A 20,063-nucleotide genomic window follows, 5' to 3' on the forward strand; every position below is an offset into this window, starting at 1 on the left:
GCCGGATGGTCACGACGGGATCCACGCGCGCCGCCCCGCAGGCAGCCGATTTCCGAGGTGTGAGATGACCGAGCGACGGGCGCGCGGTGCCAGTCCGTCCGGGCGCGGGGACCGCCGCACCTCGCGGACGACCCGGTCGCGTCCCGACAAGCCGGTCACCGGGTCCACCCCCGCGGCTCGCACCGCCGCCGGAAAGCGGGCCGCGCAGCGCCGCACCGCGACCGGAGGTTCGCGGGCGGCCCGCGCCCGCGCCGCCCGCGACAAGCACGAGCGCAAGATCCTGGGCCTGTCCACCGGCCGTGCGGTCATCCTGGCGGCCGTACTGTGCGCGCTGGCACTGACCCTGGCCGTGCCGATGCGCACCTACTTCAGCCAGCGGGCCGAGGCCACCCAGCTCGCCCAGGAGCGCCGGGAGTTGGAGGACGACCTGGCCCGCCTGCGCGATCGGCGTGCGCAGCAACAGGATCCGGCCTACATCAAGTCCGAGGCGCGCGATCGGCTGCGGCTGGTGATGCCCGGCGACACCGCGTACATCGTGCAGGTCCCCGGCATCGAACAACCGCCCGTCCCGGCCCAGGCCACCCGGGAGCGCCGGCCCGATCCCTGGTACACCGAGCTGTGGCGCAGCATGTCGACACCGCAACCCGCGCCGCAACCCGATCCCGCGGCCGTATCGCCCCCGACCCCCGAAGGAGCGCCCCGGTGACAGAGCCCGCCAGCGAGGCCGATCTGGAGATCGTCGCCCGGCAGTTGGGCCGTCCGCCGCGCGGTGTGCTCGGCATCGCCTACCGCACCCCGGACGGGCAACCGGCCGTCGTGCGAACCGCGCCGCGGTTGCCCGACGGCACGCCGTTCCCCACGCTGTACTACCTGACCGACCCCCGCCTCACCGCCGAGGCGAGTCGGCAGGAGGCGACCGGCGTCATGAAGAGCATGACCGAACGGCTCGGCACCGACGCCGAACTGGCCGCCGCCTACCGTGCCGCGCACGAGAGCTATCTGGCCGAGCGCGACGCCATCGAGTCGCTGGGCACCGATTTCAGCGGCGGCGGGATGCCGGAGCGGGTGAAGTGCCTGCACGTACTGATGGCGCACGCGCTGGCGAAGGGCCCGGGAGTGAATCCGCTCGGCGACGAGGCGGTCGCGCTGGCGGCCGACAACGGCTTGCGCGGTACCGCCGTTCCGGCAGACTGGCCGAAGTTCGTGGAGTTGCACCAGGGGAAGGACAGCGATGAGTGACCGGGTGGCCGCCGTCGATTGCGGCACGAATTCGATCCGGTTGCTGATCGCGGAGGTCGGCGCCGACAAGCGTCTGACCGACGTGCACCGCGAGATGCGGATCGTGCGGCTCGGCCAAGGGGTCGACGCCACCGGCGAACTGCACCCGGAGGCGATCGAGCGGACCCGGGTGGCGCTGCACGACTACGTGGACCGGATGGTGGACGCCGGTGTCACGCGGGTGCGCATGGTTGCCACCTCCGCCACCCGCGACGCCCGCAATCGCGACGACTTCTTCGCCATGGCCGCAACGGAATTGGGCCGCGTGGTGCCCGGCGCGCAGGCGGAGGTGATCACCGGCGACGAGGAGGCCCGGCTGTCGTTCGCCGGTTCGGTCGACGAATTGTCCAGTGCCGAGGGGCCGTTCGTCGTCGTGGATCTCGGCGGCGGGTCCACCGAAGTGGTGCTGGGCGACAGCACGGGAGTGGAGTCGGCGTACTCCGCCGACATCGGCTGCGTGCGGATCACCGAGCGCTGCCTGCGCGGTAACCCGCCCACCCCCGAAGAGGTCGCCTCCGCACGGTTTTTCGCCTCTCAGCGGCTGGCACAGGCGTTCGGGGTGGTGCCGGTGGAGCGGGCGCGCACCTGGGTCGGCGTCGCGGGCACCATGACCACGCTCGCCGCCGTGGCGCTCGACCTGCCCGAATACGATTCGGAGCAGGTGCATCTCACCCGCATGAGCCTGGAACAGGTACGGGCCGTGTGCAATCGGCTGATCGCCATGAACCATGACGAGCGTGCCGCACTGGGGCCGATGCATCCCGGCCGCGTCGATGTGATCGGCGGTGGCGCCGTCATCGCCGAGGTGCTCGCCGACGAGCTGGCCCGCCGGGCGGGCATCGCCGAGCTGATCGTCAGCGAACACGACATCCTCGACGGCATCGCCGCGTCGGTCGCCTGAGCGCTCGCGGTCCCCGGCCCGCACCCCGATCGTGCTGCGGCGCATCGGTTGTCGGGGGGTCGCGTCATGCCCTGTGCGCTGTCGGAATTCCTCGCGGCCGGTATATTGCTCGCAAGCTGCTGTCCTTCTCAGACAGATGGCACATTCGAGCCATCGGCGGGGATGGGCGTTTTGTCCGGCCGGGGTGATCGCAAGGGGAGGAATGCCGTGCCGCCGTCGCGCATTCTGGCAAGTTCTCACCGGAAAGCTTGGGCACTATGCCTGCGATCCGCTGATGACCTGAACACTCTGACCGAAATTCAGCTCGGGAACTCATGCGTCCAGTTAGTCTGCTGCGGCGGCGCGCCGAAACCCGGCCCGCCGAATCACCGCGACTGCGATCCGGTTGCTGGAGAATTGCGTGCATGGAAAGGTCGAGTACATGACCGGAGTGGCCCACCCAGCGCGGCGGGGAGCCGAACGCACCCTGTTCGGGCACCCGATCGGCTTGGTGAACCTGTTCGGAGTCGAGCTGTGGGAACGGTTCTCGTTCTACGGCATGCTCACGATCCTCGGCTACTACCTGTACTACTCGGCCACCGAGGGCGGGTTGGGGCTGGAGAAGTCCACCGCCACAGGCATCGTCGGCGCCTACGGCGGCCTGGTGTACCTGTCGACCGTGCTGGGCGGCTGGATCGCCGACCGCGTACTGGGCATGGAGCGCACCGTGTTCTACGGCGGTGTCGTGGTGGTGGCGGGGCACCTCGCGCTGGCGGTGATCCCGGACCTGGCCGGTGTCGGCGTCGGCCTGGTGCTGGTCGCGCTGGGCAGCGGCGCGTTGAAGGCGAACGCCTCGTCGCTGGTGGGCACGCTCTACGAGAAGGGCGACGCGCGCTCGGACGGCGGCTTCACCCTGTTCTACCTCGGCATCAACATCGGCTCGTTCATCGGCCCGCTGATCACCGGACTGTTGCAGACCCACGCCGGTTTCCACTACGGCTTCGGCGCGGCGGCGATCGGCATGGCGCTGGGTCTGACCCAGTACGTGGTGTTCCGCCGCAATCTGGGCACGCACGGCCGCATCGTGCCGAACCCCCTGCCGCGCAACGGATTCGGTCCCGTGCTCGGGGCAGTCGCCGCGCTGCTGGTGGTGCTGGCGGTGGCCGTCGCGACCGGATTGCTGACGCTGGACAACCTCTCCGGCGCGACCACCGGTGTCATCGTGATCGCCGCGATCACCTACTTCGCGATCATGCTCAGCAGCTCGAAGGTGACACCCGTGGAACGCACCCGGGTGCGCGCGTTCATCCCGCTGTTCGTCGCCAATGCCGTGTTCTGGTCGTTGTTCCAGCAGATCTTCACCGTGCTCGCGGTGTACTCCGACGAGCGGATGAACTGGTCGCTGTTCGGTTGGACCGCGCCGTCGAACTGGGTCGGTTCGGCGGAGCCGGTCTGGATCATCGTGCTGTCGCCGCTGTTCGCGATCCTGTGGACCCGGCTGGGCGATCGCGCGCCGACGACGCCGCACAAGTTCGCCTACGGCGTGATCGGCATGGGCGCGGCCTTCCTGCTGTTCGTGGCGCTGGCCGGGTTCGACGGCAAGACGGTGCCGGCGCTGCTGGTGTTCCTCGTCCTGGGCGGCTTCGCGGTGTCGGAACTGCTGCTGTCGCCCATCGGCCTGGCGGTGACGACTCGGCTTGCGCCCGAAGCCTTCCGGGCCCAGATGATGGCGCTCTACTTCTTCTCCGTCGCGCTCGGCACCTCGATGTCCGGTGTGCTGTCGAAGTACTACGACCCCGCGCACGAGATCGCCTACTTCGGTACCACCGGCCTGGTCGCCGTCGCCGTGGGCATCGTGGTCTACTTCTTCGCTCCACGGGTCAGTCGCCTGATGGAGGGAATCCATTGAGCAAACTTTCGGATAATTCCGAGACGCCCGTACAAGTTTGATAGGTTGACCGGACGCCCCCGTAGCCCAATTGGCAGAGGCAGCGGACTTAAAATCCGTCCAGTGTCGGTTCGATCCCGACCGGGGGCACGACGACACAGCAGGTAATCGGTCCTCCCGTCCGGCTGTGTTACATCCCTGTGCGGCCCGCTCGGGGCGCGCGTCCAGCACGGCCGCGACCGTGTCGGCAGCGCCGCGGCGGATGGTGCAGGCAGTGGCCGGGCCGGGTGTGCGGGCGCGTTCGGCGGGTGCACTTTTCGCCCGCGTTTGTGATCCTCGTCACTGTTGCTCGGAGATCGGCGAACTCGGTACTCGCACACGGTGACGCGACGAACGCCGCCACTCCACGGCGAGCGGCTCGCCCGGTTGCCAGGGTGTGGCCGACCAGCCAGTTTCCTTGCAGCAAACCAGCTTCCGGAAGCGGGACCGCGCGCGACGAGGCTCGGCCGCCACCGGCGGGAAGGCCCGACAATGAATTCGTCGATGGCGGAAAGGACTCGGTGAGGTGACGACCGCGGCGGTGCCGAGGGTGGTGGAGTCCCACGTCGTCGGGGACTATCTGGTCGCCACGGCGGAGCGGCTGGGATTGGGATCCGACGCTGCGGTGGTTCGCGCCGTGGCGGCGAACGCCTGCGGAACGCGACTGCACCCGCTGTGGCCGGACGGGCGGCGGGCCACCATGCTGACCCTCTCCGGATTCCCGCTCGAGGTGAGCGTGACAGGCGGTCGCGGCGAGGTGATCCCCGCGCTGCGCTATGTCACCGAAATGGCAACCGACCGAACCGAATTCGCTACTCGCGCCGCGGCTCAACTGGCCTCGCTCCCGGACCTGGTGGCGCGGTTGCCGCACGGTGACGCGGCGGTCGCCGACCTGCTGCGGTCCTTCGTCGCGACCGTTTACCCCGATCCGGAAGCGGTGTCCAGGCGGCATCGCTTCGTCACCTGGACCGGTATCACCCATCGCGCCACACTGCCGTGCCACGCCGCGCATCTCAAGGTCTACGCCAACCTGCGGGCGGTGCCCGGGGCCGTGGACCGGCTGTGCCGGGAGTGGCCCGGGTTCGCCGGATTGGCAACGGTGCCCGCGGACCAGAAGTTCGTCGGACCGGTCGCGGCCGCGCTGGAGGTGGACGCCGCCGGTGCCCTGACCCACAAGATCTACCTGGCCACGCGGTACAACGACCCGGCCGTGCCGGGGGAACTGGTCCGGTATCTCGGCGATCCGGCAGCCGAAATACTGGCCGAGTATGCCCGCTGTGGCGTGGACACCGACCTGGTTCGGCAATACAACATCGTGCTCTGCCGCGCCTTCCGTGACGGAGTGGGCTCGATGACGCTCTACCTGCTCGCGAAGCGGCGCACCGATGCGACCGAGCCGGTGCGGGTACTGGCCGCTCGCCATCACGGGAGCACCGCCGCCGTCGATGCGCTCGCCGACGCGGCTGTATCGTCCGGCGCGGAGTGGTTCTACTCGGGCGTGGGACTGGGTTTCTCACCGGTCGACGGGATCGATAGGCTCAATGTCTACGGCACCCCCCTGTGGTTCAGCCGGCTCGCGCCGCCCGGGCGAGCCCGAGGTGGGCGTTGACATGGTCCAGCCGGTGCGCGGAGCGCAGCCGCCGAAGCCGGCTCAGGTCGGCGCCGTAGAGCCGCCCGGCCAGGGCATCGTCGAGCTCGTCGGCACCGTAAAGGTAAGGGCGCCCGCCCAATTCGCAGCAGCGTTCGAGGAGGTCGCGAAACACCCCGCGAACGGCGGCGGTGGCGGACGGGTCCCGATCGACCCAGGTGTAGACGCCCACTCCGATCGACACGGGCGCAGTCGCGGCAGGCGCGAAGGCGAACGGGACGGCGGCGGCGGGACGGCGCACAATCAGCAGATAGAGCATGGTTCGGGCCCGATCGAGGGGTGGCCGCAGCCGATACTCCTCCACCGCCGCGACCATCGGCGCCAACCGTTCGACGGGTACCAGGTAGTCGGTCCACAAACGCACGCGGTCGGCCGTCCGCTCCGGCTCACGATCCCAGGTGAACGGCAGATCCGGCGCTGTCGAGCAGTTCGCGGTGGCGCAGCGCACCGGCTCATCGGAGGTCCAGCCGGTGGCGGAGCGGAACCGGTGGCGGCGCACCGACGCCCAGTAGATGTCGACGTCCTCGGAACGTGCGATTCGCTCGGTGTGCTCGACGAGTTCGGCGAGGGTGCGATGGCGCGTGCGGTGCACGTGGGCGAAGCGACGGTAGGGCGCCGACCGCAGCACGATCCGCTCGATCAGCCCGACGGTGCCGAGCCCACCCAGCGCGAAGCGGAACAGCTCCGGATGTGCTGTGCGGGAGCACCACCGGCCGGTGCCGGTCCCGTCGATCAGCCGGATGCGTTCGATGTGATCCGTCTGCATGCCGTGGCGCACGGAGGTGACGCCGATACCGCCGACCGACAGCGTGCCACCGACCGACATGTGCAGGTAGTTGGGAAGCACCGGAACCGATCGTCCGCGCTGGTTGAGATGTCGCTCGAGGGCGTGCCAGCTCGCTCCCGACGGCACCTCGATCAGGCCTTCACCCAGATCGCGGATGTCACGGGCGTAGGTGTCGGGCGCATAGGTGACGAGAAGCTCGCCGTCGGTGACGGTCTGGCCGCCGCAGGAATGCCCCGCGCCACGCAGGGTGATCGGTCTGCCCGAGCGGAGCAGCTCGCCGGGCGATGCGGACGGTATTCGATGCACGGCTCGCGGAACGGCATGTCTCAGGCCGCCGAAATCGGTGGCGAATTCGTCGATGACTGACCTCGCGTGGCTCGATATTCGCGAAATACCGAGTATGTATGCTTCCCGTCGCTGGGGAGGATCCTGGTCGCCGTCCTCGATAAGGCCCGACAATATGTATCGCGTAGCCAGGCGGGAAGGATGAGCGTGCCAGAGACGATTGGCCGACCCATGGTCTTGCCGAGGGGTCCGCTCGTGGCGGCCGCCGGGCGGTCGGTTCCCGCGCTCGTGGTGGGTGAAGCGGGCGAAGATGATCTGCGGCTCGCCCGCACTCTGCTCGCGGCGATTCTCGCCGCCGCGCCCCCGTCTGCGGCCGGCTTGGACTGGGCGGTGGCGGTGTTCCGGACCTCGAAGGGGGCCCTGGTGATGGTGAACACCGCCGAGGGCCGCGGCTGGCTGCCCCCCGGGTTGTTCCTGCCGATGGCCGTCACCACGGTGTGGCGGTGGCCGGTGATCGCGCGACAGCCGGGCGACGAACTCATCGCTCCACTGGAAGGCGTCGCCGATCCCGCTCGCGCACTTGCCGAATTCGGCCTGCTCGGAATGCGTACCGGTCGCGGACGGATCAGTGCCCTGGTGTCGTCTGCGGGCATTCCGCACACGGTGCGGGCGGGTCTGGGTAACGAAGTGCTCATCGAGGATCGCGTGGAAGCCGTCCCGTCCGCCATCGATCTCTCCTCGCCCGCAGCGGGTCTGGTCGATCGGCTCGCGGTCGCCGGTCTGGAGAAATTGCAGGTCCGGGCAGATACGGCCGAAAAGTCGGGCTGGGCAACGTGTCTGGAACTTGCCCGCGACGCGGAGACGCGGATTCGCTCTCTGGTGGCCGACGCGGACGGTGACAGCTCGGGTTACCACGAACTCCGGCGGCGGATCCTCGACGCATTGCACGCCGGTGAGCAGGTTCCGGAGCGATGGTGGGGACAACTTCGCGACGCCGACGCCATGCTGGCGGCCGTGACGAGAGGGCGCCGGATGGATGTTTCCGATTCCCCGCTCGGTGTGCGGGTGGATCCGCCCGGTGCGGACGCGTTGCGCACCTTGGTATTCGAACGGCGAATCGGCGAATTGTCCTTGCTGCTGGCGGCAGGCGAGCCGACTGCGCAGACGCTGCGCGATGCGTTGTACACCTACGGTCAGATCGTGGAGCATCCGCTGTTGCGGGGTGTGCGGAGGGTCGATGGTTTGGTGAGGACAGGAGTCTCTGATGGGTAAGTCGAAACAGGAGGTTCTCGACGAGATCCGCGAGGACTGGAACGATGCGGCGTGGTTCGCCGGCATCGACCAAGACAACATCAGAAAGTTCCTGGACGACCTGAACCAGCTGCCGCCGGACGAGATCGATGACGTCATCAGGGAACTCGGTGACGGCATCCGCGACGATCTCGTCGCCGAGGCCAAAGACGAGGGCATCTATGACGACGACAAATATAAATATCTGACGAAGGCGCTCGAAGGCGGCGACGCCGAAATGAACGACCTGATGAACCACTACCGGTCGAATTATATCGGTAGGGATGATCCGGAGGCCGGTGACAAGTTCACGGACTTCAAGCTGGAGATCGCGCTGCCGCCAGGGTCGACGGTGTCGGATGATCTGAAAGCGGCCGTCTCGGTGGCGAACGACGAACTGCGGTACCTGATGTACCAGATGGGAACGCAGAGCAGGGATAAACCTTCGCTGCTGATCTCGCCGGAGAACAATGATCAGAACCACTTGGACAAGAATCTGTCGAAGTCGTTCATGGACACTATCGCTTCGGGTGAGACCGCGGAGGGATACATGTCGGCGATCACATATCTCGAGGGTCTCGCGGACGAGTGGAACAGGAAGGATTCGCAGTATCTGCTGACCGAGCAGACGCTGGGTAATTTGAACGGCCGCTACTACAAGAGTATGTGGGACCGGATCCAGACCGTACGCGAACACATGTGGGACAGCCTGACGAAGCTCGACGGCACCGAGACGACCTGGATCGACGAGCAGTTCGACAAGCCCGAGGCCGACCGGGCCTCGTTCGTCAGAAACCTGCCCGAGGGTCATCGGGACAAGGCCGGGCTGGAAGCCGCGTTGCGCGAGCCCGGGATCCAGCACGTGATCGAGGAACGCCCGCTGTTCAACATGATCCGGGAAGCGGTCGTGGGCTGCCGCGACGATGTCATCTCCTACGTCGACACCGTCGCGGAGCTGCCCTTCGACATCGGCACGCCCGCACCCGCGCCGGCACCCCCGGCTCCGGCCCCGGCGCCCCCGGCCCCGGCCCCGGCGCCCGGGTCACCGTCTCCGGCGCCCGCGTCACCGTCCCCGGCGCCCGCCTCCCCGGCTCCGGCACCGGCCCCCACGCCGATCCCGACCCCGACCCCGACGCCCACGCCGACCGCAACGCCCGCATCCAGTGACACCCCCGCGGGTAACGAGGACTTCAGCAACCTGTTCAGCGACCTCCTGACAGATGAAGAAGGCAACCCGCTCACCGACGACGGCAGCGGTCTCACCACCGGCGACGGCGGTCTCACCACCGGCAACGGTGCCCCCACCGGTAGCGGCGTCACCGCCACCCCGGCCGCCTACCAGACCCCCGCGGCGGCCGGCGGCGGGGGCGGCGGCGACGCGCTCGGCGGACTCACCTCCATACTGCCCATGCTGCTGACCATGCTCACCAGCGGACTCGGCGGGGCGGGTAACGCGCTGGGCGGCAACAAGGAGGACGACAAGGCCCGCGAAGAGGAGATCAAGGAACGCGAGCAGGCCGCCTACGAGGCGGGTGCGCAATCACAGCAGACCGTCACCGCCCAGCAGGCCGCCTACGCCCAGCAACCCGGCGCGACCGACCCCAATGCCGCCGGTGCGCAGCCCGCCGCAGTCACCGCACCCACCGGTAACGGCAACCCTCCTCCGGTCAACTCTCCCGGCACCATGGTCGACTTCCCCATTCGCGACGGGGTCACCCAGCAGGTGCCGACTACCGTCGCCGACGCCCTCAACCGCCAACTCCACGGCGGGGCCGCCGACGCCGAAGCCGCCTACGCCGGCACTCCCGGCGAATCCACCGGCGACCATCGCTGGACCATCGTCAACGATCTCAACAAGCTGCAAACCGGCGACATCGTGCAGTGGTCCAACCACAGCGCGCTCATCGTCGTCGACAACGGCACCCTCAGCTACGTCGACAACGGCCAGCTCATCCCCCTCGACCCGCAGAACCCCCAGAACAGCAGCTACGGCGCCTTCCAAGGATTCCGCCACCCCTCGGGTATCGCAGGACCCGGTGACACCGCCGATCCCGAACCCAACCCGACGGCCATCACCGCGGCGGCCACCCCGCCTCCCGTCACCGCTGCCCCCAACCCCACCGCCGCCGAGCCGCCGAAGATCTGATACCGCTATTGCGGGTCCTGCTCCTCGTTCGTGTTCAGGTGAATGGTGTAACCGGTATACCGCTCCCAGCTCTGGTTCGCGTCGTCCCACGAGTAGTTGTACCTGCCGACGTGTTCGAGGCGGATTCTGGTGTCGGCGAAAATGCTGAACCCGGAACGCCGGGCGCGCTCGCAGAATGCGAAATCCTCGCCGAGGTACCAGGTGTCGTCTTCCCGGTCGACGACCATCGGCAGGAAGAACGGAATGCGCGGGCTGGTGTTCCGCTGGCAAATCGGCAGTTTTTCGTGCACGGCGATCTTCTCGTATACCTCGCGTTTAGTATACAGGAAGCCACCGGCTGCGTGCCTGATCTCCATGAGCCCGCCGTGCTTTCCGAAATGAATCTCTCGGGTTCCGGGCAGGAATCCGCATGCGGGCTGAAAACGGGGATGCTTTTTCGCGTAGATACCACACACGATCGGAAGATCGTGTGATCGGAGCGTTTCCACGGATTCGGGATCGAATTTAACGTCCGAATCGATCCACATCAATTCGTCGAATCCCTTCGCCAGCGCTTTGGTGGCGAGTCGATTGCGGCCCTGGTCGATGGCGGAAACGCCGAAAACGCGCCATACGGTATATCCGAGACGCTCGAGTTGCCGGAGGTTGTATTCACATGCGGGATCGATGTGATCCCGCGCGGGCACCAGCACGACGCACCCGGAGGGGTCCTTTTCCATTCATCCACCTAAGGAAGGGCTGACCGATCGAGGGAACGGTACCGCGCGCAAACCCGGGTCGCCTCCCCTGGGAACCGCCTGATCGGGTGGTATAAGCGGAGCGCTCCGCGCCGCCTTCCCAGTTGTGGGGAGTGGGGATAATGAGGTCTGTTGCCTGGAGCCTGCCGACGCCAGGTTCACGGTTCTGTTGTCGAGAGGGCGACATGTCACCGGCCGGACGGTGAGCTTGTCCTGGAGAGTGGGGCCATCATGGTCGAGATGCATCCCGAGACGGTGGCTGCCCTCGGTTCGAGCAAGGAATTCATCCACACGATCGATGAGATGCAGGAACGGATCGACAAGATCCGGGCCAGGCGGCCGTCGCCGACCTCGCGGGTGATCCCGGAAGTCGACGCCGAGGCCAGGTTGACCGATTTGTACATCGCTCCGGGCACGATCGAGACGATGACCAGGCAACAGTTGACCGCCGAGATCGTGGGCGCGATTCAGGAAAGCGCGATCGATGCGCTGCGACAGCACCGGCTGGCGGTGCAAGCGACCGAGTGGCCTCGAACCCGCCGGGCCGGGCAGTGATGTCGGTCGCCGGTTGCCGGGTATGCGGTGAGGAGTCAAATGGCGACGCCGGGTGACGTCGATGCCGCGGTCCACAGCGACCATGTGCCGCAGAATCAGGTCTACGAGGTCTTCAACCCCGACTACTCGGTGGGAGTCGCGTGCGAACGCAACGGCATCATCGTCGGGCTGCACCTCGATGACGAGGTGTGGGAGAGCACCGACGCCTGGCTCGCGGCCGAAATCGTCCGGCTCGCCCGGCTGGCGCACATGAAGGCCAGGGTAGGCCGGCGTGCGGAGCTGGTGCAGCAGTACGGAAATGGTGGTCTCGCCGACGCGCTCGGCCTACCCACCGAGGCGCAATACCGCCTCGCCGAGAAGCAGGAGTTCGGCGGCAGCTACTGAACCGCGCATCCCCATGGTTGGGGACGTGGGAAACTGCAAGAGTTCGGTTGGAAGAAAGAGGCACTCGGCATGACTCGACCCGTCAATCAAGACCCGGACGATCTGCGCCGCAGCGGCAACGACAATCACGGTGTGGCCCCGGCGAGTCGCGAGCGTGCCAGGACCAACGACGAATACCGCAACAAGTTCTACAGTGCCTACGGGTATGCCGCCCACTCGTACCTGGTCTGGTCGGACGGGCAGTACCGGACCGCCCACGAAACCGGCTGGAACACGAAGGCGGACGGTCACGAAACGACCGGTGACAACGCCTACAGTGCCTCGACCAACTTCGAGAGCACGGACATCCACGGCGGAACACAGATCCGGCGCACCGCCCCGGAAGTGTAAGTCCGGCAATTACTTTCGGCCGAGGGTCGCCGATCAGGGCGACTCTCGGCCTGCTGCTCTCTCCCTGGAAATCTGGTGACGCCTCAGACCTTCGGTGGTTCGATGGCGCTCGGGTCCTGTTCGGTGGTGATCGGGGGCGGGGTGGCTGCCGTGCGACTGGGCTGCGCGTTGGCGGTGTTGACGGGCGGAGGGTTGCCGTTGCCCACGGGCGCGGTGACGGTACCGGGCGGGGCGCCGGTGCCGGCGGGCGCGGGGGCGCCGGTCGGTGCGATGGCGCCGGTGGGAGCGGTGGCGCCGGTGGGAGCGGTGGCGGGTTGCACACCGGCCGTATTGGGGTCGGTCGCGCCGGGTTGCTGGGCGTAGGCGACCTGCTGGGCGGTGCCGGTCTGCTGCGATTGCGCACCCGCCTCGTAGGCGGCTCTTTCGCGTTCCTTGATTTCCTCTTCGCTGGGCTTGTCCTCGTCTTTGTTGCCGCCGAGCAGGTTGCCCGCGCCGCCGAGTGCGCTGGAGAGCGCGGTCATCAGCAGCGGTGCGATATTGGCGAGTCCGCCGAGCGGGTCACCGCCGGTATTGCCGGTATTGCCCGTGGTGTTACTTGCGGGGACGACGCCGCCGGTGTTGCCGGCGTCCGCGGCGACCAGGCCGCTGTCGTCGGTGAGGGCGCTGCCGTCTTCACCTGTCAGGTCGAGAGCGCTGAAGTCCTGGCTACCCGCGGGGGTGTCACTGGATGTGGGCGTCGCGGTCGGTGTGGGCGTCGGGGTCGGTGTGGGGGTGGGCGTCGGGGTCGGTGCCGGAGCCGGTGATGCGGGCGCCGGAGACGGTGACGCGGGCGCCGGAGATGGTGACGCGGGTGCCGGGGACGGTGACGCGGGCGCCGGGGACGGTGACCCGGGCGCCGGGGCCGGGGCCGGGGGCGCCGGGGCCGGGGCCGGGGGTGCCGGCGCGGGTGCGGGCGTGCCGGTGTCGAAGGGCAGCTCGGCGACGGTGTCGACGTAGGAGACGACATCGTCGCGGCACCCCACGACCGCTTCCCGGATCAGGTTGAACAGCGGGCGTTCCTCGATCACGTGCTGGATCCCGGGCTCCCGCAGTGCCGCTTCCAGCTGGCCCACGTTCTCCTTTTCCTTGGCGAGCGTGGACCGCTGGGACTCGGGCTTGTTGAACTGCTCGGCGGCCCAGGTGGTTTCGGTGCCGTCCAGCTGTTTCATGCTGTCCCACATCTGCTCACGCACCGTCTGGATCCGGTCCCACATGCGCTTGTAGTAGCGGCCGTTCAGATGACCCAGCGTCTGTTCGGTCAGCAGGTACTGCGAATCCTTCTTGTTCCACTCGTCCGCGAGGGCCTCGAGGTACGTGATCGCCGACATGTAGCCGTCCGCGGTCTCGCCGGACGCGATGGTGTTCATGAACGTCTGCGACAGATTCTTGTCCATGTGGTTCTGATCGTTGGTCTCCGGCGAGATCAGCAGGGACGGTTTTTCCTCGCTCTGCGTTCCCATCTGGTACATCAGATACCGCAGTTCGTCGTTGGCCACCGAAATGGCCATTTTCAGATCGTTCGATACCGCACGCCCCGGCGGCACCGGAATCTCCAGCTTCCAATCCGAAAACTTGTCGCCGGTCTTCGGATCGTTATCACCCTGTCTGCCGAGGAAATCCGACCAGGACATCGGCAGGTTCCGGTCGTCGGACGCGTCCCGGTCGAATACCGAGGTGTTGTCCTCCCATTTGATATGGAAGGCCGTGCCGTCGGCGCGGTAGTCGATGCCGTTTTCTTTGTATTCGTCGAAGGACCAGCTTCTGACCCGTATCGGATGCTCGGGATCGTCGGGGTTCGCCTGGTACAGGGTGACCTCGCCACCCGGGCGCTCCTGGCCGGTGAAGTAGCCCGACCTGGGGATATCGTCCGACTTCGTGAGCTTGCCGTCCGAAGACGCATACTGGTAATACGTAGTCACTTCCGCACCCCTCGACAAGTTGTCTCGCCGCAATCGGGACAGCAGCTGCCCTGGGGGCGATGTCCACGGCAGACTGGCCCGTCGATCCGGTCGGTGCGACGTCTGCCCCGATTATGCCGAGTTCCCAATTGTGGGGAACGGCCGAACACGCGCGGCGAAGCGTGCCCGGCCGTCGACTTCCCGATCAGCTGTGGACCAGCTCCGCCTCGCGCTCTTGCGCCTGCTCCGGAGCAGTGGAGCGGTTGGGGAGCAGAACCGCCATGACGATCACGATCAGGGCCAGGGCGGCGGAGACGGCGAAGGCCAGTTTCATGCCGTCGAGGTTCGCGGTGATCGGGTCGGTGCCGTCGGCGACCAGGGCGGTGCTGCGGGCGGTCATGACCGTCACGACCAGGGCGGTGCCCAGCGCCGCGGCGACCTGCTGCAGCGTGCCGAGCATGGAGCTGCCGTGGGAGTACAGGTGCGCGGGCAGCGCGCCCAGGCCCAGGGTGAACACCGGCGTGAACGAAGCGGCCAGCGACACCATCAGCAGTATGTGCAGGCCCAGCAGCGCCCAGTACGGCATGGTCAGCGAGATCTGGGTGAAGCCGGCCAGCGCGGCGGCGACGCCGATCGAACCGGGGATGACCAGCAGCCGACCGCCGAACCGGTCGTACAACCGGCCGATGCTCGGGCCGAGCAGGCCCATCGCCAGGCCGCCCGGCATCACCAGCAGGCCCGTCTGCAGCGGGCTCAGTTCGCGCAGGTTCTGCAGATACAGGGGGAGCAGGATCATCGAGCCGAGCATCGCCAGGAACGCCACCGCCATGAGGGTCAGCGCCTTGGCGTAGGTGCCCGAGCGCAGCACCCGCATGTCGAGCAGCGGCACACCGGTGCGCTGCAGACGCAGCTGACGCAGGACGAACAGCGCGATCACGGCCAGTCCGGCCACGACGATCACCGCGGGGGTAGCGACGTTGTGAGTCTCGAATCGGCTCAGGCCGTACACGAGCCCGCCGAAGCCCAGGGCCGAGAGCGCCACGCTGAACCAGTCGATCGCGCCCGTCTCCGGTTCGCCGACATTCTCCAGCTGCCGCAGCCCGAACCACGTCACGATGCCCGCGATCGGCAGCACCAGCACGAAAAGCCAACGCCACGAAGCGATCTGCAGGACCAGACCGGAGATGACCGGGCCCATGGCCGGTGCCACCGAGATGGCCAGGGTGACGTTGCCCATGACGCGGCCGCGGTCGTGTTCGGGCACCACCGTCATCAGCGTGGTCATCAGCAGCGGCATCATCACCGCGGTGCCGCCCGCCTGGACGATCCGGCCGAGCAGCAGTACCTCGAACGTCGGTGCGACGGCCGACAGCGCGGTACCGGCGAGGAACACGCCCATCGCGATGGCGTAGGCGCGCCGGGTGGTGACCCGCTGCAGGAACCATCCGGTGACCGGGATGACCGCCGCCATGGTGAGCATGAACGCGGTGGACACCCACTGCGCCGACCGCTCGCTGACGTGCAGATCGCTCATCAGCCGCGGGATCGCGTTGATCATGATGGTCTCGTTGAGGATCACCGTGAAGGTCGCGAGCACCAGTAATCTGATGACTGGCGGTGTCCGCCGCCCGGTCGGGTGATCGGTTTTCTCGGCGGACATCGGGTACCTCCGGGGCGTGCTCGAAATGGGGGGACTGCGTGGCCCCGGGGCGAGTCTTCGACTGCCGTATCCGGCGCCACATGAGATCGGACGGGGATGGACGGCTCAACTCATCGGTCGCCGCTCAGTATTCCCGGTCCGCGCCCGCCGGATCATCCGATTTTCCGGTGCCCGCCGGCACCTGCTCGTTGTGAAAGCCCCTGGTAGACAACTGTTTCGACAGTTCGCGCGGCACAATCGTGATGCTGGTCACGGCCTCCGCTCGGGTGCCCGCACCCCCAGCAATGCCGCCAAACCGACGCCCAATACCAGCAACAGCCCCACGATGCCCGCGCGATCGGACCCGAACCGCCAGGCCCACAGGGCGAACAGCGACGGCGCCAGGAAGGACACGGCGCGACCGGTGGTGGTGTAGAGGCCGAACAGCTGTCCTTCGCGGCCCGGCGGCGCGATCCGGACGAGGAAGCTGCGCGACGCGGCCTGCGCGGGGCCGACGAAGACGGTGAGCAGCAGTCCGAACACCCAGAACAGCATCGGCCCCGACACGACCAGCAGGACGGCGCCACAGACCAGCATCGCGCTCAGCGACACCACGATGACCGCTTTGGGCCCGATGGTGTCGTCGAACCGGCCCGCGACGATCGCGCCCAGCGCGGCCACCACGTTCGCCGCGATCCCGAACAGCAGCACGTCGTCCTCGGCGATGCCGTACACCCGCACGGCCAGCACGGCGCCGAAGGTGAACACGCCGGCCAGTCCGTCGCGGAACACCGCGCTCGCCACCAGGAACGCGACCGTGCGCCGGTCGGCCCGCCACAGTTCCCGCAGATCGCGCCACAGCACGAGATAGGACGCGAGGAATCCGGCCCGCGCCGCCCCGGGGTCGGCGGTCGTGCGTGGCACTTCCGGAATCGCCATCAGCACCGGCACGGCAAAGGCCGCGAACCAGACCGCCGCGAACACCGCGACCAGCCGGATGTTCAGCCCGTCGTGCGTGGGCACGTCCAGCAACCCACGGTTGTCGCCGTCACCGGCGATGAACCCGAAGTAGCAGATCAGCAACAGCAGGATGCCGCCGAAATACCCCATCGCCCAGCCGAATCCGGACACCCGGCCGACTGTCGCCGGGGTGGAGACCTGGCGCAGCATCGCGTTGTAGGGCACTCCGGCCAGTTCGAAGGTGGCCGAACCGAGCCCGAGCAGCAGCAGTCCCAGCCATAGTTCGCGGTGGTCGTCGTGCACGAAGAACATGGCCGCCATCAGCACGATCGTGAGCCCGGTCAGCACGGCGAGCGAGAGTCTGCGGCGGGCGGTGGCGTCGAACCACTGTCCGCTGACCGGCGCGGTGACCGCGACGAACAGACCGGACAGTCCGAGCGCCCAGCCCAGCCAGGAACTCGCCGAGATCCCGCCGGGCAGGTCGTCGCCGACGGTGTCGGTGAGGTAGACGGAGAACACGAAGGTCAGGATCACGGCCTGGAACGCGGAGGAGCCCCAGTCCCACAGCCCCCACGCCACGATCTGCCCTCGCCCGGCGGCCTGCCCGATCGTTGCCCGCCCCGAAACCTCGGTCATGGTGCGCAGCGTATTCGAGAACTCGCCCCTCGCGGGTATGATAGCCATTCGGTGGCGTCCGTCGAGCATCGGAGCAGCAGTCATGATTCCGGATCCGGGTGAGTTTCGGGTCGGCAGTGTGGATTCGCTTGTGGCCGAGCGTGGTCCGACGGCGCTGCGGATCGCGGTCGGCGGGCAGCTGCGCAAGCTACGTGAGCAGCGCGGGATCAGCCGCGAGGACGCCGGCGAGCACATCCGCGGTTCGCACGCCAAGATCAGCCGTCTGGAACTGGGCCGCACCGGCTTCAAGGAACGCGACATCCGCGACCTGCTGACGCTGTACGGCGTCGTCGACCCCGAGGAGCGCGAGTCGTTCCTCGAACTCGTCCGCACGGCCAACCGGCCGGGCTGGTGGCATCGCTACAGCGACCTGCTACCGCAGTGGTTCGAGACCTACATCGGCCTCGAACACGCCGCGCACTCCATCAGAACCTTTGAGGCGCAACTGGTTCCGGGCCTGCTGCAGACCGAGGCCTACACCCGCGCCGTCGTCGAACTCGGCCACGAGGAGGGCGAGGCCGCCCGCCGGGTCGAGCTGCGCCTGCGTCGCCAGGAGGTCCTCGACCGGCCGAGCGCCCCGACGCTGTGGGCCATCGTGGACGAGACCGTGCTGCATCGCCCGGTCGGCGGCAACGCGGTGCTGCGCGAGCAGTTGGAGCATCTGGTCGAGATGTCCGCGCGGCCGAACGTGACGCTGCAGGTGCTGCCGTACGCCGCGGGCGGCCATGCGGCGGTGGGCAGTTCGTTCGCGATCCTGCGCTTCGCCGAGCAGGAGCTGCCCGACATCGTCTACATCGAACAACTGACCAGTGCGCTGTACCTGGACAGCGCGAAGGATCTGGAGCTGTACCGCCGTGTCATGGACCGGCTGAGCATCCAGGCCGCACCGACGGAGAAGTCGCGGCAGATGATCAAGGACGCCGTCGCGAGCCTGTGACCCCGTCGCGGGCCTCGCGATAGCGTTCGACCAGTTCCGCTCCCAGCCGGGCGAGTTCGGTGCGCACCGCCGGTGGGCCGGTGACCTCGATCGCCGCGCCCCATCCCGCCAGCTGCTGCGCGATCATCAGTGGCGTCGGCGCGGTGACGCGGACCCGGGTGCGGCCCTCGCCCGCCGGGCCGTCGACCACGCAGTGCCGGCCCTGCTGTTTGTGCAGGATGGGCGCCAGGTCGTCGGAGATCAGGACGGTCGCCGAGGTGGCCGCGCGGTGCTGCTCGACCTCGCCGACCACCTCCTCCCATGCCGCGGCCAACACGAAATCGCCTGGGATATCGAAGGTTTCGCCGGTCGGTTCGGCGGCGTGGACGCGGTCGACGCGGAAGGTGCGCCGCCCGCGGTCGGTGCCGGCGACGAGGTACCAGATGCCGTCCTTGTCGACCAGTCCCCACGGATCGACCTGGCGCCGCGAGCGTTCGCCGCGGCGTTCGTACACCAGCTCGAGCCGGCTGCGGCGCACCACCGCCTGCTGTAGCCGGCCGACCAGTTCGGGGGCGGCGGCCTCCCGCCCGCCCCAGCCCACCGGGTCGACCACCACCGCGTCGGCGGCGGCGCGGGCCTCGGTCCGGAACGTCTCGGGCAAGGCGCGCAAGAGTTTCCGCAGCGCCGAGCGCACACCGGGCGCGGCGGTGGCCGCCGGTCCGAGGAGCAGGAACAGGGCCTGTGCCTCCGAGGCGGTCAGCCCGCTGAGATTGGTGCGGGCGCCGCCGATCAACTGCCAGCCGCCGCCGCGACCGGGCTGCGCGTACACCGGGACGCCCGCCGCGGACAGGGCCTCCAGGTCGCGCCGGGCGGTCGCGACCGACACCTCCAGTTCGGCGGCCACCTCGGCCGCGGTCACCCGCCCCCGGTCCTGCATCAGCAACAAGGTCGCCACGAGTCGATCCGCACGCATACCGAAAATTCTGCCCGCAAAAGCGCTCATTCGATGAGCACTTTGCCGCCGACGATGGAAGCACAACACGACGAACGGAGAAACCGATGTTGCGAGGAATGGCCCATGTCGCGTTCTACGCCGACGATCTGGACGCGGCCGAGCGGTGGTACAGCGAGGTCTTCGGCATGACGGCCTACTACCACGTGCCCGGCTACGTCGAATTCCGGGTGGGCGACTACTCACAGGAGTTCGGCCTCATCGACGGCCGCTTCCGCCCGCCGGGGGAGCCCACCGAGCCGGGCGGCGAGATCCTGCACTGGCACGTCGACGACCTGCCCGCGGCGTTCGACCGCCTGCTCGCCCTGGGCGCGAAGGAGTTTCAGGCGCCCCGCGAGCATGGTCCGGGCTTCGTCACCGCGTCGGTGGTGGACCCGTTCGGCAACATCCTCGGGGTGATGTTCAACCAGCACTACCTGGACATGTACGCCGAGATCCGCGGCGCCTGAACTACTTCGGCGGGCGGTGCCCCGGCGCGCGTGCGCCGGGGCCTGATCGGTGGTTCGCCGCGTGCGAATACGGGTAATTCTGGGGCGGTAGAACCCGTCGAAACCGACGCGAACACGGAGGAGCCCCTCGATGTCGATGTTAGTTTTCCTGGCCCTGTTACCGTTCGT

At 68.1% G+C, this 20,063-nt stretch carries 19 protein-coding genes and 1 tRNA gene; 13 read left to right on the top strand and 7 right to left on the bottom strand.

What is annotated here, in order from left to right:
- The first annotated feature begins 64 nt into the window (after nt 1–64).
- The 6 genes from NWFMUON74_RS05280 (at nt 65) to NWFMUON74_RS05305 (ending at nt 5,694) form a co-directional block, all read left to right on the top strand.
- Nucleotides 65–706 (top strand): FtsB family cell division protein, encoded by a 642-nt coding sequence (locus NWFMUON74_RS05280; RefSeq protein WP_187686852.1) that lies wholly within the window; start codon nt 65–67, stop codon nt 704–706.
- Nucleotides 703–1,239 carry a DUF501 domain-containing protein gene (locus tag NWFMUON74_RS05285; RefSeq protein WP_187686853.1) on the top strand — a complete coding sequence of 179 codons (537 nt, stop codon included), beginning with the start codon at nt 703–705 and terminating at the stop codon, nt 1,237–1,239. Before NWFMUON74_RS05280 ends, NWFMUON74_RS05285 begins: the two co-directional genes overlap by 4 nt.
- Nucleotides 1,232–2,179, top strand: a complete 948-nt coding sequence (locus NWFMUON74_RS05290; RefSeq protein ID WP_187686854.1) for a Ppx/GppA phosphatase family protein — start codon at nt 1,232–1,234, stop codon at nt 2,177–2,179. Before NWFMUON74_RS05285 ends, NWFMUON74_RS05290 begins: the two co-directional genes overlap by 8 nt.
- A gap of 421 nt (nt 2,180–2,600) precedes the next feature.
- A complete protein-coding gene (locus NWFMUON74_RS05295; RefSeq protein ID WP_187686855.1) occupies nt 2,601–4,067 on the top strand; it encodes a peptide MFS transporter in 1,467 nt (488 codons plus the stop codon).
- Between the two features lie 55 nt (nt 4,068–4,122).
- Nucleotides 4,123–4,196: transfer RNA gene (locus tag NWFMUON74_RS05300), tRNA-Leu, on the top strand.
- Nucleotides 4,197–4,611: 415 nt separating this feature from the next.
- Nucleotides 4,612–5,694 (top strand): hypothetical protein, encoded by a 1,083-nt coding sequence (locus NWFMUON74_RS05305; RefSeq protein ID WP_187686856.1) that lies wholly within the window; start codon nt 4,612–4,614, stop codon nt 5,692–5,694.
- On the opposite strand, the gene NWFMUON74_RS05310 is transcribed toward NWFMUON74_RS05305, so the two are convergent.
- Nucleotides 5,651–6,826: an FAD-binding protein gene (locus NWFMUON74_RS05310; protein ID WP_187686857.1), complete on the bottom strand. Its 1,176-nt coding sequence runs from the start codon at nt 6,824–6,826 to the stop codon at nt 5,651–5,653. The genes NWFMUON74_RS05305 and NWFMUON74_RS05310 overlap by 44 nt on opposite strands.
- A 210-nt stretch (nt 6,827–7,036) precedes the next feature.
- Between NWFMUON74_RS05310 and NWFMUON74_RS05315 the strand changes: the two genes are divergently transcribed.
- The gene (locus NWFMUON74_RS05315; protein WP_187686858.1) at nt 7,037–8,077 is read left to right on the top strand and encodes a hypothetical protein; all 1,041 of its coding nucleotides are present in this window, start codon (nt 7,037–7,039) and stop codon (nt 8,075–8,077) included.
- Nucleotides 8,070–10,241, top strand: coding sequence for a hypothetical protein (locus NWFMUON74_RS05320; protein ID WP_187686859.1), 2,172 nt, complete (start codon nt 8,070–8,072; stop codon nt 10,239–10,241). Before NWFMUON74_RS05315 ends, NWFMUON74_RS05320 begins: the two co-directional genes overlap by 8 nt.
- A gap of 5 nt (nt 10,242–10,246) precedes the next feature.
- Here the strand turns inward: NWFMUON74_RS05320 and NWFMUON74_RS05325 are convergent, their stop codons facing one another.
- Complete coding sequence (locus NWFMUON74_RS05325; protein ID WP_187686860.1) at nt 10,247–10,960, bottom strand: hypothetical protein; 714 nt, start codon at nt 10,958–10,960, stop codon at nt 10,247–10,249.
- A 249-nt stretch (nt 10,961–11,209) separates the two neighbouring features.
- Here NWFMUON74_RS05325 and NWFMUON74_RS05330 point away from each other — a divergent pair, with 249 nt between their 5' ends.
- The 3 genes from NWFMUON74_RS05330 to NWFMUON74_RS05340 all read left to right on the top strand — a co-directional run bounded on the left by NWFMUON74_RS05330 (nt 11,210) and on the right by NWFMUON74_RS05340 (nt 12,307).
- Nucleotides 11,210–11,533, top strand: coding sequence for a hypothetical protein (locus NWFMUON74_RS05330; protein ID WP_187686861.1), 324 nt, complete (start codon nt 11,210–11,212; stop codon nt 11,531–11,533).
- A 39-nt stretch (nt 11,534–11,572) separates the two neighbouring features.
- A complete protein-coding gene (locus tag NWFMUON74_RS05335) occupies nt 11,573–11,917 on the top strand; it encodes a hypothetical protein (RefSeq protein ID WP_187686862.1) in 345 nt (114 codons plus the stop codon).
- A 69-nt stretch (nt 11,918–11,986) separates the two neighbouring features.
- Nucleotides 11,987–12,307 carry a hypothetical protein gene (locus NWFMUON74_RS05340; RefSeq protein WP_187686863.1) on the top strand — a complete coding sequence of 107 codons (321 nt, stop codon included), beginning with the start codon at nt 11,987–11,989 and terminating at the stop codon, nt 12,305–12,307.
- Between the two features lie 83 nt (nt 12,308–12,390).
- On the opposite strand, the gene NWFMUON74_RS05345 is transcribed toward NWFMUON74_RS05340, so the two are convergent.
- The 4 genes from NWFMUON74_RS05345 to NWFMUON74_RS05355 all read right to left on the bottom strand — a co-directional run bounded on the left by NWFMUON74_RS05345 (nt 12,391) and on the right by NWFMUON74_RS05355 (nt 17,479).
- Complete coding sequence (locus NWFMUON74_RS05345; RefSeq protein WP_187686864.1) at nt 12,391–14,265, bottom strand: hypothetical protein; 1,875 nt, start codon at nt 14,263–14,265, stop codon at nt 12,391–12,393.
- A gap of 184 nt (nt 14,266–14,449) precedes the next feature.
- Nucleotides 14,450–15,904, bottom strand: a complete 1,455-nt coding sequence (locus NWFMUON74_RS05350; RefSeq protein WP_187686865.1) for an MDR family MFS transporter — start codon at nt 15,902–15,904, stop codon at nt 14,450–14,452.
- 124 nt (nt 15,905–16,028) lie between these two features.
- A complete protein-coding gene (locus tag NWFMUON74_RS36505) occupies nt 16,029–16,157 on the bottom strand; it encodes a hypothetical protein (protein ID WP_269475319.1) in 129 nt (42 codons plus the stop codon).
- Nucleotides 16,154–17,479: an MFS transporter gene (locus NWFMUON74_RS05355; protein ID WP_187686866.1), complete on the bottom strand. Its 1,326-nt coding sequence runs from the start codon at nt 17,477–17,479 to the stop codon at nt 16,154–16,156. The genes NWFMUON74_RS36505 and NWFMUON74_RS05355 overlap by 4 nt, the downstream gene beginning before the upstream one ends.
- 82 nt (nt 17,480–17,561) lie before the next feature.
- Here NWFMUON74_RS05355 and NWFMUON74_RS05360 point away from each other — a divergent pair, with 82 nt between their 5' ends.
- Nucleotides 17,562–18,455, top strand: coding sequence for a helix-turn-helix domain-containing protein (locus NWFMUON74_RS05360; protein WP_187686867.1), 894 nt, complete (start codon nt 17,562–17,564; stop codon nt 18,453–18,455).
- Here the strand turns inward: NWFMUON74_RS05360 and NWFMUON74_RS05365 are convergent.
- Entirely contained in the window at nt 18,430–19,407 is a 978-nt protein-coding gene (locus NWFMUON74_RS05365; protein WP_187686868.1) for a helix-turn-helix transcriptional regulator, read from the bottom strand. The two genes, NWFMUON74_RS05360 and NWFMUON74_RS05365, sit on opposite strands and share 26 nt — an antisense overlap.
- Before the next feature lie 86 nt (nt 19,408–19,493).
- Here NWFMUON74_RS05365 and NWFMUON74_RS05370 point away from each other — a divergent pair, with 86 nt between their 5' ends.
- Nucleotides 19,494–19,895 (top strand): VOC family protein, encoded by a 402-nt coding sequence (locus NWFMUON74_RS05370; protein WP_187686869.1) that lies wholly within the window; start codon nt 19,494–19,496, stop codon nt 19,893–19,895.
- The last annotated feature ends 168 nt before the right edge of the window (nt 19,896–20,063 follow it).

It is taken from the genome of Nocardia wallacei (assembly GCF_014466955.1).
GTDB lineage: Bacteria > Actinomycetota > Actinomycetes > Mycobacteriales > Mycobacteriaceae > Nocardia > Nocardia wallacei.